General features: G+C 42.5%; 14 protein-coding genes and 3 tRNA genes. 12 read left to right on the top strand and 5 right to left on the bottom strand.

All coding sequences use genetic code 11. The features are described 5' to 3' along the window. Positions 1-109: 109 nt before the first annotated feature. The gene (locus HCZ91_RS04070; protein ID WP_179798350.1) at positions 110-1768 is read right to left on the bottom strand and encodes an aminotransferase class I/II-fold pyridoxal phosphate-dependent enzyme; all 1659 of its coding nucleotides are present in this window, start codon (positions 1766-1768) and stop codon (positions 110-112) included. A gap of 444 nt (positions 1769-2212) precedes the next feature. Here HCZ91_RS04070 and msrB point away from each other — a divergent pair, with 444 nt between their 5' ends. The 4 genes from msrB to HCZ91_RS04050 all read left to right on the top strand — a co-directional run bounded on the left by msrB (position 2213) and on the right by HCZ91_RS04050 (position 3675). After that, positions 2213-2638 (top strand): peptide-methionine (R)-S-oxide reductase MsrB, encoded by a 426-nt coding sequence (gene msrB, locus HCZ91_RS04065; protein WP_057760931.1) that lies wholly within the window; start codon positions 2213-2215, stop codon positions 2636-2638. A 137-nt stretch (positions 2639-2775) separates the two neighbouring features. Further along, positions 2776-3261, top strand: coding sequence for a glutathione peroxidase (locus tag HCZ91_RS04060; RefSeq protein ID WP_179798348.1), 486 nt, complete (start codon positions 2776-2778; stop codon positions 3259-3261). A gap of 224 nt (positions 3262-3485) precedes the next feature. Beyond that, positions 3486-3561: transfer RNA gene (locus HCZ91_RS04055), tRNA-Val, on the top strand. A 37-nt stretch (positions 3562-3598) separates the two neighbouring features. Continuing rightward, positions 3599-3675: transfer RNA gene (locus tag HCZ91_RS04050), tRNA-Asp, on the top strand. A 340-nt stretch (positions 3676-4015) separates the two neighbouring features. Here HCZ91_RS04050 and HCZ91_RS13905 read toward each other — a convergent pair. Both HCZ91_RS13905 and HCZ91_RS13900 read right to left on the bottom strand, forming a co-directional pair. Further along, a complete protein-coding gene (locus HCZ91_RS13905) occupies positions 4016-4450 on the bottom strand; it encodes a rhodanese-like domain-containing protein (protein WP_257019965.1) in 435 nt (144 codons plus the stop codon). Positions 4451-4463: 13 nt separating this feature from the next. Further along, a complete protein-coding gene (locus tag HCZ91_RS13900) occupies positions 4464-4892 on the bottom strand; it encodes an MBL fold metallo-hydrolase (RefSeq protein WP_238050731.1) in 429 nt (142 codons plus the stop codon). A gap of 356 nt (positions 4893-5248) precedes the next feature. On the opposite strand from HCZ91_RS13900, the gene HCZ91_RS04040 reads away from it, so the two are divergent. The 4 genes from HCZ91_RS04040 to HCZ91_RS04025 all read left to right on the top strand — a co-directional run bounded on the left by HCZ91_RS04040 (position 5249) and on the right by HCZ91_RS04025 (position 8198). Then, on the top strand, positions 5249-5611 hold the full coding sequence (locus HCZ91_RS04040; protein WP_179798346.1) for a winged helix-turn-helix domain-containing protein: 363 nt from the start codon (positions 5249-5251) through the stop codon (positions 5609-5611). A gap of 44 nt (positions 5612-5655) precedes the next feature. Next, a complete protein-coding gene (gene arsC / locus HCZ91_RS04035; protein WP_179798344.1) occupies positions 5656-6063 on the top strand; it encodes an arsenate reductase (glutaredoxin) in 408 nt (135 codons plus the stop codon). Further along, the gene (arsH, locus tag HCZ91_RS04030) at positions 6050-6823 is read left to right on the top strand and encodes an arsenical resistance protein ArsH (protein ID WP_179798342.1); all 774 of its coding nucleotides are present in this window, start codon (positions 6050-6052) and stop codon (positions 6821-6823) included. The genes arsC and arsH overlap by 14 nt, the downstream gene beginning before the upstream one ends. A 67-nt stretch (positions 6824-6890) precedes the next feature. Beyond that, on the top strand, positions 6891-8198 hold the full coding sequence (locus HCZ91_RS04025; protein WP_179798341.1) for an arsenic transporter: 1308 nt from the start codon (positions 6891-6893) through the stop codon (positions 8196-8198). Between the two features lie 558 nt (positions 8199-8756). On the opposite strand, the gene HCZ91_RS04020 is transcribed toward HCZ91_RS04025, so the two are convergent. Then, positions 8757-8832 (bottom strand) — tRNA-Asn (locus HCZ91_RS04020). Positions 8833-9088: 256 nt separating this feature from the next. After that, positions 9089-10291: a pyridoxal phosphate-dependent aminotransferase gene (locus HCZ91_RS04015; RefSeq protein WP_057760918.1), complete on the bottom strand. Its 1203-nt coding sequence runs from the start codon at positions 10289-10291 to the stop codon at positions 9089-9091. A gap of 563 nt (positions 10292-10854) precedes the next feature. Here HCZ91_RS04015 and HCZ91_RS04010 point away from each other — a divergent pair. The 4 genes from HCZ91_RS04010 (at position 10855) to HCZ91_RS03995 (ending at position 16060) form a co-directional block, all read left to right on the top strand. Then, positions 10855-11592, top strand: a complete 738-nt coding sequence (locus HCZ91_RS04010; RefSeq protein ID WP_179798340.1) for an SDR family NAD(P)-dependent oxidoreductase — start codon at positions 10855-10857, stop codon at positions 11590-11592. A gap of 62 nt (positions 11593-11654) precedes the next feature. Next, positions 11655-13379, top strand: coding sequence for an FAD-dependent oxidoreductase (locus HCZ91_RS04005; RefSeq protein WP_179798339.1), 1725 nt, complete (start codon positions 11655-11657; stop codon positions 13377-13379). 84 nt (positions 13380-13463) lie between these two features. Continuing rightward, positions 13464-14483, top strand: a complete 1020-nt coding sequence (locus HCZ91_RS04000; protein WP_179798338.1) for a DUF1365 family protein — start codon at positions 13464-13466, stop codon at positions 14481-14483. A gap of 122 nt (positions 14484-14605) precedes the next feature. Then, positions 14606-16060, top strand: coding sequence for a cyclopropane-fatty-acyl-phospholipid synthase family protein (locus HCZ91_RS03995; RefSeq protein ID WP_179798337.1), 1455 nt, complete (start codon positions 14606-14608; stop codon positions 16058-16060). The last annotated feature ends 28 nt before the right edge of the window (positions 16061-16088 follow it).

The raw sequence follows: 16088 nt of genomic DNA, 5'->3' as shown, positions 1-16088 counted from the left end.
TTTTCATCAGTGAATTATCATAATTGAGTTTTAATCACTAGGTTCAACGCAATAAAAAACGCTTATCAGCATCATGCCGATAAGCGTTTTTTTAATGATGTACGACGATTTATTCGGTACCAAATTGCTTACGTTTCTTGGCAAAAAATCTGTCCAACCTATCCATCGCATTTTCTAGGTCAAGCAAATTAGGTAAGAACACCAGACGGAAATGGTCGGGTCTGTCCCAGTTAAACCCAGTACCTTGAACCATCAATACGTTTTCTTCAACGAGCAAGTCCATCATAAAATCCATATCATCGGTGATAGGGTAAACCTCTGGATCCATTTTCGGAAAACAGTAAAACGCGCCTTGAGGCATGGTACAAGAAATACCCTTGATAGCATTAAGACGTGAGACTGCCATCTCACGTTGTTTATATAGGCGACCTTTTTCAGAAGTCAGATCTTGCATGCTCTGATGCCCACCCATCGCTGTTTGAATAGCATACTGTCCCTGCACATTAGAGCAAAGACGCATGGATGCTAGCATATCTACGCCTTCAATAAAGTCAGCTGCGTGCTGTTTGCGGCCTGATACCATCATCCAACCTGAGCGAAATCCTGCAATACGATGCGACTTCGACAAACCATTGTAAGAGAGTACGAGCACGTCGTCAGTTAAGGTGCTCATTGGGGTATGTACATTGTCATCATAGAGAATACGATCGTAAATCTCATCAGCCATGATGATTAAATCATGCTCTTTAGCAACTTCGATAATTTGCTTTAATAACTCATCGCTATAAAGGGAGCCTGTCGGGTTATTTGGGTTAATAACCACGATACCTTTCGTTTTGCTCGTGATTTTAGACTTAATATCTTCAATATCAGGGTGCCAGTTGTCTTCTTCATTACAGCGATAGTGCACAGCAGTACCGCCAGCGAGGTTGGCCGCGGCAGTCCAAAGAGGGTAGTCTGGCATCGGAATCAGGACTTCATCACCATCATTCATCAACGCCTGCATAGTCATGACAATAAGCTCAGAAACCCCATTGCCCAAATATACGTCACGTACGTCAACGGCCGACAGCAATCCCTTTGATTGATAATATTGCAAAATGGCTTTGCGCGCTGAGAAAATCCCTTGCGAGTCTGAATAGCCAGTTGCCTCAGATAAGTTCATAGCGACATCACGCAAAATCTCATGCGGGGCTTCTAAACCAAAAGGTGCTGGATTGCCCACGTTTAGTTTTAATATGCGTTTGCCTTCTGCTTCCATCTTATTCGCAGTCTGCAATAGAGGACCACGAATGTCATAGCAAACGTTTTGTAATTTATCAGATTTTTTTATGGTGTTCATAGCATGACCGTTTTTCGGATTGGTTGTCGAATTGGTTTTTGAGCCTTTAGGAGCAGTAAAAGGTTTCGTGGACTGAGCATCAGTTGTTTTAATATCTGACTGGGTGTGGGAAATCGTATCTAGCTTTTGATATTCACTGCGCTCTATAGATGATTTTAATTTGTCCGTATCAATAGAGATAACCTCATTGTTGAGGTCGCCGCGTAACAGATAGCCTTCACTACAGCCCAAAATACGTGCGAGTGTAGGCAGCTTGGATGAGACAATGCCATTGGTACCGCGCTCCCAGTTTGAGATAGCACCACGGCTCACTTTTGCACCAGCGGCTGTCATGGCTTGCGCTAGCTGCTCAGCAGTAAATCCTTTGTCACGGCGCAACTGTACCAGTCGTTCCGCTTGCGTACCTTTGCCATTGTCGTCAGACATTGTTATATGAGCCTTTGTTAATCAGTAATTATTCAGAGTAGAGATATATTAAACATTTTATTTAAATACTAATGCAAGATATTATTGCATTGATAGTTAATTTGCAAATGATTTTATAATCGGTTCAATTATGTATTGCAAGTATATCTTGCAATTAACATTTGGTTTATTTCTCTATATCTCTAAATCCCTTATATAGAGCATAAAATGTATAGGTATTAAAATTACATCTTTACCCATCATTATCCAAAATTAATTTGGTATATTTGACTCAGTTAATCTCCTCAATCATGCTTTCTATCTCCCAATATAGAGAGTACTTTTCTTATATATGCCTTGAATAGTGTGCCGATAACCAACAGATAGAGCACGTCGTTCTCATAATCATATGGCGATAAAATAGTTACCGAGATTAGATAATAAATACTCGAATAAGGATAAATTATGCAAGACAACCAACTAAGCAAAGAAGAAATCAGCCAGTTGACTGAAGCTGACTGGAAAGAGCGTTTAACCGCTGATGAGTATCATATTATGCGTGAGAAGGGCACTGAACGCCCATTTACAGGTGTATATAATGATGCGACAGATGATGGCGTTTACCGCTGTAAGGGCTGCGGTGCAAGCTTATTTGACTCAAGCAATAAATTTGATGCTAGCTGTGGCTGGCCAAGTTTTGACCAAGGTATCGATAACAGCGCGATTGAAGAGCACGTCGATAACTCGCTAGGCATGACTCGTACTGAAGTCACTTGCAGTAACTGCGGCGCACATTTGGGTCATGTATTCCCTGATGGCCCTACTGAGACAACAGGCATGCGCTATTGCATCAACTCAGTATCTATCGATTTAGATAAGTCTGAGAAGTAAGTAGGCTAAGTAGTATTAGAAATGTGAAAGGGAAGTACAAGGTGCTTCCCTTTCAATAGTTTTATTAGGTGTATGATAGAAAAAGAAGTAGCGCATAAACACCCAAAACAATAAAAACCTCAATTTAAGGATAAATAATGAGCACAATTTATGATTTTACGGCTGAGCGCATGGATGGTAACTCACAAGCATTTTCAGATTACCAAGATAAAGTATTATTAATCGTCAATACCGCAAGCAAATGTGGATTTACGCCGCAGTTCGAAGGTTTAGAGTCACTATATCAACAATATAAGAATCAAGGACTGGTGGTTATCGGTTTTCCTTGTAATCAATTTGGTAGCCAAGATCCAGGTAGTAATGATGAGATTGGTGCGTTTTGCCAAAAGAACTATGGTGTCAGTTTTCCAATGATGGCAAAGACTGATGTCAATGGCGCAAATGCTCATCCTATCTATGAATGGCTAAAAGAACAAAAGGGTGGCGTGCTGACAGATGGTATCAAGTGGAATTTCACCAAGTTCCTAGTCGATAGTAAAGGTCAGGTTATTGACCGTTATGCACCAACGACCAAGCCAGAAGCCATTAAAAATGACATCGAGCAAGCATTAGCCAATAAATAAGCATTAAATCTAAAAAACATTGATTTTATATGAAAATATAAAATCAATAAAAACAAATGCTTGCTAGATATTCTAATAAAAATCGAAAAAATATCTAAAAAAGTGGTAAATACTGTTTGACACCCAACAGTAAATCTATATAATACACTCCCACAGCAACGGAGCTTAGTGACAAACTTAAGAGCTCAGTTGCTGTTGAATAAATTGCATAGCAGTTATTCGAAGGGTGATTAGCTCAGTTGGTAGAGCGTCTGCCTTACACGCAGAATGTCGGCGGTTCGAATCCGTCATCACCCACCACTTCTTAGCAAGTGGCTAAACAAGCTAAGAGACCTAAGCAGCGGTAGTTCAGTTGGTTAGAATACCGGCCTGTCACGCCGGGGGTCGCGGGTTCGAGTCCCGTCCGCTGCGCCATATTCAAAACGAATTTAAACGGTTAAGTTTAAGCAAGTTTCGCCTCAAGCATTAGGTTGTTTGGGGTTTTTTTGTATCTATGTTTTATGAGTGATAAGTCAGATAAGGAAATAAAGTAAGAGTTAGAGTCTAGTATTATGACTGATATTTACTTAATTCATATCGCTTAAAGGTCAGCTAAAACGACGACCCTTCTTTTATATCAGTCTTATACTGAGTAAAAGAAGGGTCGTTGTATTTATCCTAGTTATAGCACTTTAAAATGTCTTTGCTTAAAACTCATTGTTTAAAACTTGAGACGCGTTTTAGCTCATTGCAAATTTTATCTACGAATAAAGGGTTAGTCATGCGTTGCTTGCCATGCACCCATTGACCCTAAATAGATATCAATGTGCTCAAAACCTCGACTAGCAAGCCATCCTGCTGCTATTGTTGCCCGAGCACCACTGGCACACATCAAGGTATAGTGACGACTTTGGTCAAGCTCATGCCAACGCTCATTCAGGTGACCAACATAGATATGCTGTGACCCTTCGATCGCATTGGTATTCCTCTCATCGATATCGCGTACATCGAGCAATGTCCAATTTTGAGCACTATTAAGGCGACTCTCTACCTCAGTTGTATCGATCATAGGGGTTTGCTGCATCTGTTCCCCTTTGGCAGCGGCAGGGACGACACCCACATAGCCACCGACAATATTATCAAAAGCAATACGTACCAGATGCTCCATCGCAGTCGCCAGTTGATCTTCATCAGAGGCAATCAGTGCCAAGCTTTGTCCTTCTTCAATCACCTACAAAGAGCGCATCACCGGTAAAAACGCCAACCGCCTTATCTGGGTACGCCGTGTCAAACAGCGCATAAGCAAGATGATCATCGGTATGACCAGGCGTTTCTAAGACATGAATTTCTAATTGGCCAATTGGAAAACAATCACCATTACGTGCGGTCTCAGCGTAGACAACAGGTTGTTCTGGATTGGGTCCATGCAAAACTGTTGCCCCTGTCATTGCAGCCAAGATAGATGCGCCAGAAACCAAATCCTCATTACGATGTGTTTCAAAAATATGAGTAATTTCAAGTCCTGCTGCACGCGCTTTTTCTACATATATCGCACAGTCACGACGTGGATCAATTACCGCTGCTTGACCGCCAGAGCCTACCAAATAGGATAAGTGCGAAAGTCCAGGTGTCTTAATTTTCTCTAGTAGCATGGTCATTTCCTTATTGTTGTTTTAATCATAATAGTTATTTTAATCAGGTTTATTGGCAGTACAGAGCGAGAGCTACCAGCCAAATCTAGTTTTACTCTTGCATAAACTTGCATTCAATCTAGCATGAACTTCTAAGTATCATCAATATACAATAACATATATTAAACTTGTTATTTACATAAGGCCAAACGTAGAGAATTTTAGGTTGAAAAGGTGGGGTGATCATTATTTCCACTATTTGGTTAATCGCTTTTACTCGTTGATGTATATAGTTTAATTACACAGATATATCTTTTTTAGATTAAAAATATCTGTCAAACATTGAATTATTTTAATATGTCTATATTATCGGACATATGGAAATAACTAATGCTATCGCAAGCTTTGCTGCGCTCTCTCAAGATACTCGTTTAAAGGCTTTTAAGCTGCTAGTCAGCCATGAGCCTGAAGGCCTACCTGCGGGCGAAATAGCCCGTCAGCTCTCTGTCCCTCATAATACAATGTCAGCCCACCTATCGGTGCTGGCACGGGCAGGGTGGGTGGTCTCACAGCGTCATAGCCGACAGATTATCTATCGGGCCGCGCTATCACATATGGATAACGTCATTCAGTTCCTGTTGCAAGATTGCTGTGCGGGACATCCAGAACTGTGTGCGTCACTCATGGATAGCCTGAGTGGCTGCAGAGTAAATGAGTCTGCTGAGCAAAGTAATGATTAAACCAATTATCAATTCAATAAATACATAAAATAGGTGTAAATACTATGAAGCCATTAATCTTTCATAATCCTAAATGTGGTACATCTCGTAACACACTTGCCATTATTAAGGCGTCAGGTGAAGAGCCAGAAATGGTGGAATATCTGAAAAATACACCAACGCGCGACCGTTTAGTGGAGCTGTTGGCACAAATGCAGATTTCGCCTAGAGAGCTGTTAAGAAGCAAAGAAGCTATCAATGATGAGCTTGGTCTGGATAATCCTGAGTTGTCTGACGACCAAATTATCGATGCCATGATTGCGCATCCTATTTTAATCAACCGTCCTATCGTAGTGACTGATAAAGGCGCTGCTCTATGCCGTCCGTCAGAGCGTGTGTTTGAGTTGTTAGCAAATCCAGTAAGTAGCTTTACAAAAGAAGACGGCGAGGTTGTTACTCATGACAAACACTGAGGTTGACCAAATAGTAGCAGTTGATCCTACTGTTTCGCCAGAATTTAGCTTAGACGATTTGCCCAATATTGATATAGATAATCTTCAGCCTATCGACATTGATTCTTTGGTTGCGCCAAATGACTCACGTCATCCACCGAAAATATTAGTGCTATACGGTTCTGTCCGTGCGCGCTCGTTTTCTAGATTGGCCGCTGAAGAGTCTAGCCGATTGCTACGTTGGTATGGTTGTGAAGTAAAAATGTTTGATCCATCCGGCTTGCCGTTGCCTGACGATGTAGACGCAGACCATCCCAAAGTGCAAGAGTTACGGGAGCTGGCGCAGTGGTCAGAAGGCATGCTGTGGGTGAGTCCAGAGCGTCACGGCAGTATTACCAGTATCATGAAAGCGCAAATCGACTGGATACCGCTGTCACTAGGTGGCGTGCGTCCAACTCAAGGTAAAACCCTAGCACTGATGCAAGTCAGCGGCGGTAGTCAGAGCTTTAATACAGTTAATCAAATGCGTATTCTCGGGCGCTGGATGCGGATGATTACTATCCCCAACCAATCTTCGATACCCAAAGCGTTCTTAGAGTTCAACGACGACAATCGCATGGATATGTCTCCGTTATATCTGCGTCTTGTCGATGTCTGTGAAGAACTAGTGAAGTTTACCTGGCTCACACGCGGACGTTCAGATTATCTCACTGATCGTTATTCAGAACGCGTTGAGAGTGCTGAAGAAGTATCGAGCCGCGTCAATCAAAAATCGATCTAACCTCCTAATCGATCTAATTTCCTATATTAAATCGCCTGAATAAAATCAGCTTAAGTAAGGTTGTACAATGCTTGCATTTGCTATTTTTGTGGTCACTTTAGTCTTAGTTATTTGGCAACCTAAAGGATTGGGCATCGGTTGGAGCGCCATGGGTGGTGCTTTAGTCGCGTTAGCGCTTGGCGTCGTGCAGTTATCAGATGTGGGTATCGTCTGGAATATTGTCTGGGATGCGACCTTTACTTTTGTAGCGCTGATCATCATCTCGCTTATCTTAGATCGGGCAGGGTTTTTTGGCTGGGCTGCATTACATGTGGCACGCCTTGGCAATGGACAAGGGCGCTTATTGTTTCCGATGATTGTCGTGCTCGGCGCCTTTATTTCTGCCTTTTTTGCCAATGATGGTGCTGCGCTACTACTGACCCCGATTGTCATCGCTATCTTGCTACGTCTGAAATTTTCGCCACCATCAGCGCTGGCATTTATCATAGCGACTGGTTTTATCGCTGATACGGCAAGTCTGCCATTGGTCACCTCAAATTTAGTCAATATCGTCAGTGCCAATTATTTTGATATTGGTTTCGGTCGTTATGCGGCTGTGATGGTACCAGTCAATATAATGTCTGTATTAGCGACGCTACTGGTGTTGTGGATTGTCTATGCACGTCATATTCCAAAAACCTACTCGACTAGCGAGCTAAGCGCTCCAGAGTCTGCCATTACCGATCCATTGGTATTCCGAGCTGCCTTTCCGTTATTAGGTTTGCTACTGGTCGCCTACTTTGCAACAGAGCCGTTGGGGCTACCTATTTCACTGGTCACGGGCATCGCTGCTGTTGCATTAATGGCAATCGCTGGTCGTATATGGCAAGGCGGGCGAGGTTCCGTGGTCTCTGTGAGCGATGTAGTACGTAAAGCACCTTGGCAAATCGTACTATTTTCAATCGGCATGTATTTGGTGGTATATGGTCTGGGTAATGCAGGACTTACTGCCTATGGTGTGCAGGTACTTAACTGGTTAGGACAACAAGGCGCAGTCATTGCTACCGTTGGGACTGGGTTTTTATCAGCGATAGTTGCTTCTGTTATGAATAATATGCCAGCAACCTTAGTCGGCGCGCTTGCGATTGATCAAGCACAAGTGCCTGCCGCAACGCGAGAGCTAATGATTTATGCCAACGTCATCGGTAATGATTTGGGCCCTAAATTTACGCCGATTGGTAGTCTTGCTACTTTACTATGGTTACATGTGTTGGCAGAAAAGGACTACAAAATTAGCTGGGGACAGTACATAAAAATTGGTCTACTGATCACGCCACCTGTGTTGTTAGTGACACTGTTAGCATTGGTATTCTGGCTACCACTATTGCCAAGCTAACTGATGAAAAACTTACTACAGTAATATCCTATCGTGACAATGATATTCATTTTTAAATATTATGGTCATAATCAAGTATGAGACAAAGTAGTGATTAGCGCTTATCAAAGCGGCAAAATAGATAAACAATATTAGGGTCTGTTGAACATTCAAATATTAGGACTGCTGATCGCGAAAATCGCATCAAACTAGGCGTAAACCGACGATAATGTCGAGACCTTAACTAGGCTTACAACAACGTTTGAGGTGATTTTAGCATCAGCCTTGAGAACGGATCGAGTAAAGCACTGCTTTGCCCGTTTGCAAGACGAGAGCTGTGCTCGAGTGGAGGACAGGGCTGTTTTTTGCCAATATATGGCGAAATTGTCTAACCTAGAACGACTAGGCGTCAAAAATTTCACTGCGTATTGTCTAAAAAATAGTCACTGCCAGTACCACATTTGAATGTTCAACAGACCCTAAATGATACGCATAAAAAAACCCTCATCAAATTGATGAGGGTTTTGGCAAATGCCATAATTGAATCAAAATTGACTCAAGAAATTTACTACTAAAATGTGGCTCTCCAACCTGGGCTCGAACCAGGGACACACGGATTAACAGTCCGTTGCTCTACCAACTGAGCTATTGGAGAATAGGCTGTAAGTGTTTAATCGCTTACAACGAGCCTTAGAAGTCTCTAACGAGTTCTTGCTAAGTGGGGCGTATTCTAGCAAAGTTAAAAAATACGTCAAGCCTTTTTTTGCATAATTAGTAAAAATTATCATTTTAATGATGAGATAGCGTGTTTTTCCTAGTTATGCCCAAGACTCGCGTAAAAAAAGACGCCCTATAGAATGTATATGGCGTCTTTTTTATGAACAGCGGTAAGACTCGTTGCTTTTTAAAATTTATTCAGCAACGTCTAAGTCAGCCACTGCTTTTTCGATACGCGATAGGGCATCTTTCAATGTTGCCTCATCAGTAGCGTACGAGATACGCATATAGCCGCCAAGACCGAATGCATCGCCAGGTACAACTGCTACGCCTACTTTGTCCAATAACCATGCTGAGAATTCAGTACATGACGACAGGCCAGCTGCTTTGATTAGCGGTACGATATTTGGGTATACATAGAATGCGCCATCAGGACGTAAACAAGTAATGCCTTTGATGGCATTTAGACCATCTACGACTAGGTCACAGCGTTTCTCAAAAGCGGCTACCATTGGCTCTAGTACACTTTGATCACCACTGATAGCAACTTCGGCAGCTACTTGGCTGATTGACGTTGGGCAAGAGGTAGATTGTGACTGCACCTTTTTCATGGCGCCGATTAGCTTAGCAGGGCCACCCGCATAGCCGATACGCCAGCCTGTCATTGCATATGCTTTAGACACACCGTTCAAGATGATGGCGCGATCTTTTAGCTCAGGTGCCGCGTTTAAGATATTGTAGAACTTATCACCTGTCCAGCGGATGTGCTCGTACATATCGTCTGAAGCTACATAGACTTGTGGATGCTTTTTCAATACTTCAGCGATGGCCTTTAGCTCATCTAATGTATAAATCATACCTGTTGGGTTAGATGGGCTATTTAATACCAACAATTTAGTCTTGTCAGTGATGGCTTCTTCTAGCTGCTCAGGGGTGATTTTGAAGTCTTGTTCAGCTGGGCATTTGACGATGACTGGCACGCCTTCTGCGATGATAACCATGTCAGGATAGCTGACCCAGTATGGTGCTGGGATGATGACTTCGTCGCCAGGATTGATAAATGCCTGGGCAAGGTTAAAGAATGACTGCTTACCACCGACTGATACTAGGATTTCGTTTGGCTCATAGCTGATGTCGTTGTCGCGCTTGAATTTCTCGATGATGGCTGTTTTTAGCTCTGGCGTACCATCGACAGCCGTATATTTAGTGAAGCCATCATTGATTGCATCGATTGCTGCTTTTTTGATGTGTTCAGGGGTATCAAAATCAGGTTCACCAGCGCCCAAACCGATAATATCTTTACCAGCTGCTTTTAGCTCTTTGGCTTTATTGGTAATCGCTAGCGTAGGTGATGGTTGGATGTTGTTGACGCGGTCAGACAGTTGCAACTCGCTCATGAGAGATCCTTTTTTATATGAGTGTGGGGTTGGTGAAAATCTGATATTAATTATATAACGTTTTCATTGCTATCAGGATAAGATGTCAGATAGTTTAAGAAAAGATAGCGTCATCTTACCGTGGTACGGCGCTCATTCGATTATAGATGATGCTGATGATGCTTCGGCAAACGACGCGATTGCTAGTTTTTGCATTAGTTTTTGCATTGTAGCATGCTGATATTGAGCTGTCTTATGACGCTAGTAACAGAATATTGTGTTGTTGCTTGTGATAGCAGGGTACTTGTGGAAATGACAAATAACACGCTGAGCTTAAGCTTAAGCCCATATGATTGCGAAGACACAACAATAAACCTATAGCTGACCACTACAATTATTTAGATTTGTTAAATAAAATGGCTTATAGCTTAATGAAATGCGACCAATGATATCTGCCAAGAATAACGATAATAGATAGCTGTTATCAAAGGTTTGATTTTTTATTAAGCAATCAGTTCAAATGCACTAATTCCATATTATGAAAATACTTAAAAAGATAAGAATACTCAAAAAGGATATTTACGATGACAGATTCTACTGAAAAATTACATATTCTCATTACTGGGGCAACGTCAGGCATTGGTAAGCAGTTGGCAAAAGACTATCTGCTAGCAGATCATTATGTATATGCGGTCGGCCGTGACAATGAAGCGTTGGCAGAGCTTCAGGCGTTAGGCGCAGATACGATTGATTTAGACCTCATGGATCGAGAAAAGGTCATCGAAGCTTTTGAAAAAATCGACAATGTCGATCTAGCTATTTGCGGCGCTGGCATGTGCGAGTACTTAGATATGCCGAACTTTGATAGCAGTGTGTTTATGAAAGTCATGTCAGTCAATATGGGAACGTTGTCTCATGCGATCGAAGGAGTGCTGCCAAAGCTAATCGCTTCAAAAGGTCGCTTGGTCGGTATCGGTTCAGCATCTGCTTATGTGCCTTTTGCGCGCGCTGAAGCTTATGGTAGCTCAAAAGCTGCTATCCATTATCTGATGAAGACCTTACAGATTAGCCTTGCTCCGCATGATGTGTCAGTTAGCTTAGTCGTACCTGGTTTTGTTGAGACACCGATGACCAAACAGAATGACTTTCCGATGCCATTTATCCAGACGCCAGCGCAGGCAAGTCAAGCCATACGTGACGGTATCGAAAGCGGGCATGAGGTGATTGAATTCCCAAAGAAATTAACTATGCCATTAAAAGCCTTAGGTACGTTGCCTGATTTGGTCTGGCAGCAAGTTAGTGAAAAACTTAATAAAAAATAATCTACTATCAGTAGAACTCTCAGCCATCATATCGACAGAAAAATACAGAAGGGAATGCTTTTATGCCGTTTACTCGTTTCAAGCGTGCAAGTAACCAAAAAAATGCTACCGATGCTGCAACAGATTCTGACCATCAGACTGCCCAAAAACGTATTGCTATCATCGGCTCAGGTGTATCAGGACTGACATGCGCCCATTATTTAGGTACGCAACATGATGTGACGGTATTTGAAGCCAATGATTATATCGGCGGGCATGTAAACACGATTGATGTGGTGCTACAAGACGGTAGAAAAGCAAAGAGTAGCAATGTAGAGAGTAGTGCGATAGATACAGGATTTATTGTTTTTAATGAGCGCACATACCCGAACTTCTTTCGTTTGCTTCATGAGTTACAGGTGCCTTTTCAGGCAACGGACATGAGCTTTTCTGTCAAAAACACTGCACGTCATTTTGAATACAATGGGCATACGCTCAACACCTTATTATCGCAGCGCAAAAACGTACTCAATCCGAAATTTTGGCAATTTATCAAAGATATCTTGCAGTTTAATAAGCACATTAAGCAGCTACGTCAAGATTATGATAATGCGCGTGCTGCGGGGCAAGACATTAGCGGACTTACTGAGCAGACACTCGGTGGTTATCTAGCACAAAAAAACTATGGTCAGCTATTGACCAATAATTATCTGCTACCGATGGTCTCAGCCATTTGGTCAACCAGTCTGGATGAAGTACCAGATTTCCCATTGGTGTTTTTTGCGCAATTCTTTGACAATCATGGCTTGCTCGATGTGGTCAATCGTCCGCAATGGTTTACGATCAAAGGTGGCTCAAAACAATACGTTAATAAACTGATCCCACGCTTTATCAAAGCGGGCGGTAAAGTGCGAGTTAACAGTCCAGTACAGTCTGTGACGCGTGATGGTGAGCAAGTGATTTTGACAGTACAGAATGCTTTGACAGTGCAGGATAAAGGTAACGCTGACAATCGTAGCGAAAATCTTGTATTCGATGAAGTCATTTTTGCCTGCCATGCAGACACCGCATTGAAGATTCTAAAAGATGCCAGTACCGATGAGTCAGAGGTGCTGAGTCACTTCCGCTTTACCAAAAACACGGCAGTATTGCACACCGATACGAGTGTCTTACCTAAGAAGCCACTGGCATGGGCAAGCTGGAATTACCTTATCGATGAAAAAACTTCAGCCAATGTGACAGACAAGAATCAAGCTGGCGTAAATACACAACCACCTGAAAAACCAGTGCTAACGTATCATATGAATATCTTGCAGCGTCTGACCAAGAAGCATAATTATTTGGTTACGCTTAATCATGAAGTCGATGATAAGCAAATCGTCAAAAGCATTGATTATAGTCATCCAGTGTTCGATCTAAAGATGATTGAGGCGCAAACCAAATGGTCAAGCATCTCTGGCGCTGGGTTGCACACGCATTTTTGCGGGGCATATTGGTTTAATGGCTTTCATGAAGATGGCGTACGCAGCGGTCTACGTGTATGTCAGGCGCTCGGCCATGATATCGATATAAAAGATGAGGTTGATCCAGCGCATTTGCCTAATACGGATAGTGCACATACGCCGTTTCGTTATAAAGACTTGCCGATAAAGGCTGACACAAAGGCACGCAAACTTGATAAGCGTCAAATTATCACTGCGACTACTAATCAGGAGCTGGTTGAGTATGCTAATCGTTTGCAGAGTTCAACTGCTGAGACGAGCCGATATAAGAAACGTGGCTTATTCGGTCGCCGTAAAACCAAATAATATGACGATTAACGCCATTATGTATTCTAAGTGTTTTGAAAGATTCGCCATACGAAAAGCACACCGTTACCCAAGAGACTATTTATGACCACGCCCGCTCAAGATACCAATACTATGCCAAGTCATGAGTATTCTTATGATACAAATGCATTGCCGCATCAGCTGTTTGAGGGTACGACATGGCACAGTCGGCTGCTACCTAGTGTAAATAAATTCGTTTACCCTTATCGCTATTGGGGCGTTAATATTAGCGTGCTTGCGAAAGGGAAGGAGCTTCCTGAAATTAGCACGGTGTCATTTGACGAGAGTAAGTTTTTAGAAAAATTACCATTGCGTAAAGTATTACCGAAAAAGCTACTAGCGCAAGGTCTGCCTCTATTTTCAACAAAGAAAAAGGCGCTACAACGATTCTGTCCTAATGATTATCTACAGCATACTGACATACAGAGTAATAATAGCCTAAGCAATGATAAAAAACTTGATAGTAATGTAGAGTCTGTTCAAACGCTGAAAAAACGTCTAAGCCAGGCATTTGAAAAACATGCAGGTAGCGCACCTGAAGGCGATATGTTGGGATTGCTCGTCTGCCGTAATGCTGGCATGTACTTTAGCCCAGTCAATTTTTACTTGGGGTTTAATGCGCAGCAAACGCCCACTCATCTATTAGCTGAGGTGTCTAATACGCCATGGGACAAGCGTCATTACTACGGGTTTCTGTTAGAAGGAGAGAATACTGAGTTCTGTCGTGACAAGGACTTTCACGTATCACCTTTTAACCCTATTGACCAGCTGTACCGCTGGCAGGTTACGGTAAAAGGTACTAAAACGGATGAGCTGCCTAATACTGGCTTACAAGTGCGTATCGCTATCAATATCAGCGATGAGCGCGGTGAAGTTCTAAAAACTGGTATAAAGATATCAGGCGTACCGATGACAGAAGAGGCTGTTCGTCATAGCTTGCGAAAAAACCCTTTGATGAATATGACATCATTAACCCGTATTTATTGGCACGCGTTCAAGCTCTATGCGATAAAAAAAGTGCCATATATCAACTACGATGAAAAATTGGCCGACAGTCAACAGAAAAGCAGCCAGCAGTCTTGATCGCAAAAAGATGTCTTACAGTTACAGCAATTTTCAAATATCAACAATCCAAAAATTTTGTCAATGTAATACTAAAAATGAATCACTAAAAAACAAAGCATTTAAACAAGGATAAATACACGATGCCAGCACGACCGACCGATCGAGCACCAGTCACAAAACTAGAAAAATTAACTGCTCGTGTGAGCAAAGTGGTTAATGAAAGTGCTGTACTACAGCCAGTCAGCAATAGTGTGAATAACTTAGCGAGAAAGCTTATATTTCGTGCGTTACAGCATGTTCAGTTTGGTAGCCTCACGCTGATTGAAACGTTTGACGAGCAGGAACCTAAGACAAGAAGTTTTGGTAAAGTAGCTACTAACGATGCTAGTAGCTCGGCGGTTGGTCGCCATTCGCTACATGTGACGCTACAGATTCATGATAGCGCTGTCTATCGTCAGCTATTACTTGGTGGCTCTATCGCGCTAGCAGACAGTTATATCAATGGTGAATGGGATACGGATGATCTAACAGGTTTGATTCGTTTGGCGGCTCGTAACTTAGCAGTGCTCAATAAACTAGAAAATCGTTTTGCTGGTATTAGTAAAGCATTTGAAAAAGCGAAGCATCAGCTTCGTAGCAATGACAAATCTGGCTCCAAATCCAATATCCTAGCGCATTATGATTTGGGTAATGACATGTATGAGCGGTTTTTGGACGATACGATGATGTATTCATCAGCAGTCTATCCTACGCCTGACGTGACGCTTAGCGATGCTCAGCAGCACAAACTGTCGCTTATATGCCAACGTTTACAGCTTAGTGCTGATGATAATGTGATCGAAATTGGTACAGGGTGGGGCGGCTTTGCTATCTTTGCGGCCAAGCATTACGGCTGCCATGTGACTACCACGACTATCTCTGATGCCCAGTATGATGAAGCACAGCGACGAGTCGAGGCGGCAGGTCTGTCTGACAAGATTACATTGCTTAAGCAAGATTACCGCGAGCTGACAGGTCAATATGACAAGTTAGTCAGTATCGAGATGATTGAAGCGGTGGGGCATGAGTACTTACCGACTTTCTTTGCTAAGTGTAATAGCTTACTCAAGCCGACAGGTCTTATGGTATTACAGGCCATCACCTTTAACGATCAGAATTATCAAGACTATATCGATTCAGTCGATTTTATCCAAACGCATATTTTCCCAGGTGGTTGTCTGCTCTCAAACCAAGAGCTGACGACACAGTTTACTAAGCAGACCGATATGGTCGTAAAGCAATTACATGATTATGGCTTTGATTATGCGTACACGCTGCGTGACTGGCGTGCTGCGTTTATGGCGCAGCGTGCAGAGATTCAAGCGCTTGGCTATGACGATGCCTTTATCCGCCTATGGGAGTTTTACTTTTGCTATTGCGAAGGTGGGTTTTTGGAGCGCACGATCGGTGTGGTACAAGTTACAGCGGTGAAGCCTAACAACATTGATACGCTACATTTTTCTGATCTGCCATCTGCCGTCTTAAATCATAAAACGGTTTTGAACGATGAGACTGTCTTCAACGATGCAGATACGTTAGACACAGCATCGGTATAAGTTAGGTGATATAGATATGGTTTGTTTA

Source organism: Psychrobacter sp. BI730 (assembly GCF_013414195.1).
Lineage (GTDB): Bacteria > Pseudomonadota > Gammaproteobacteria > Pseudomonadales > Moraxellaceae > Psychrobacter.
Note: the sequence above shows the minus strand (reverse complement) of the source record. Positions and strands in the feature narration are given on the sequence as shown.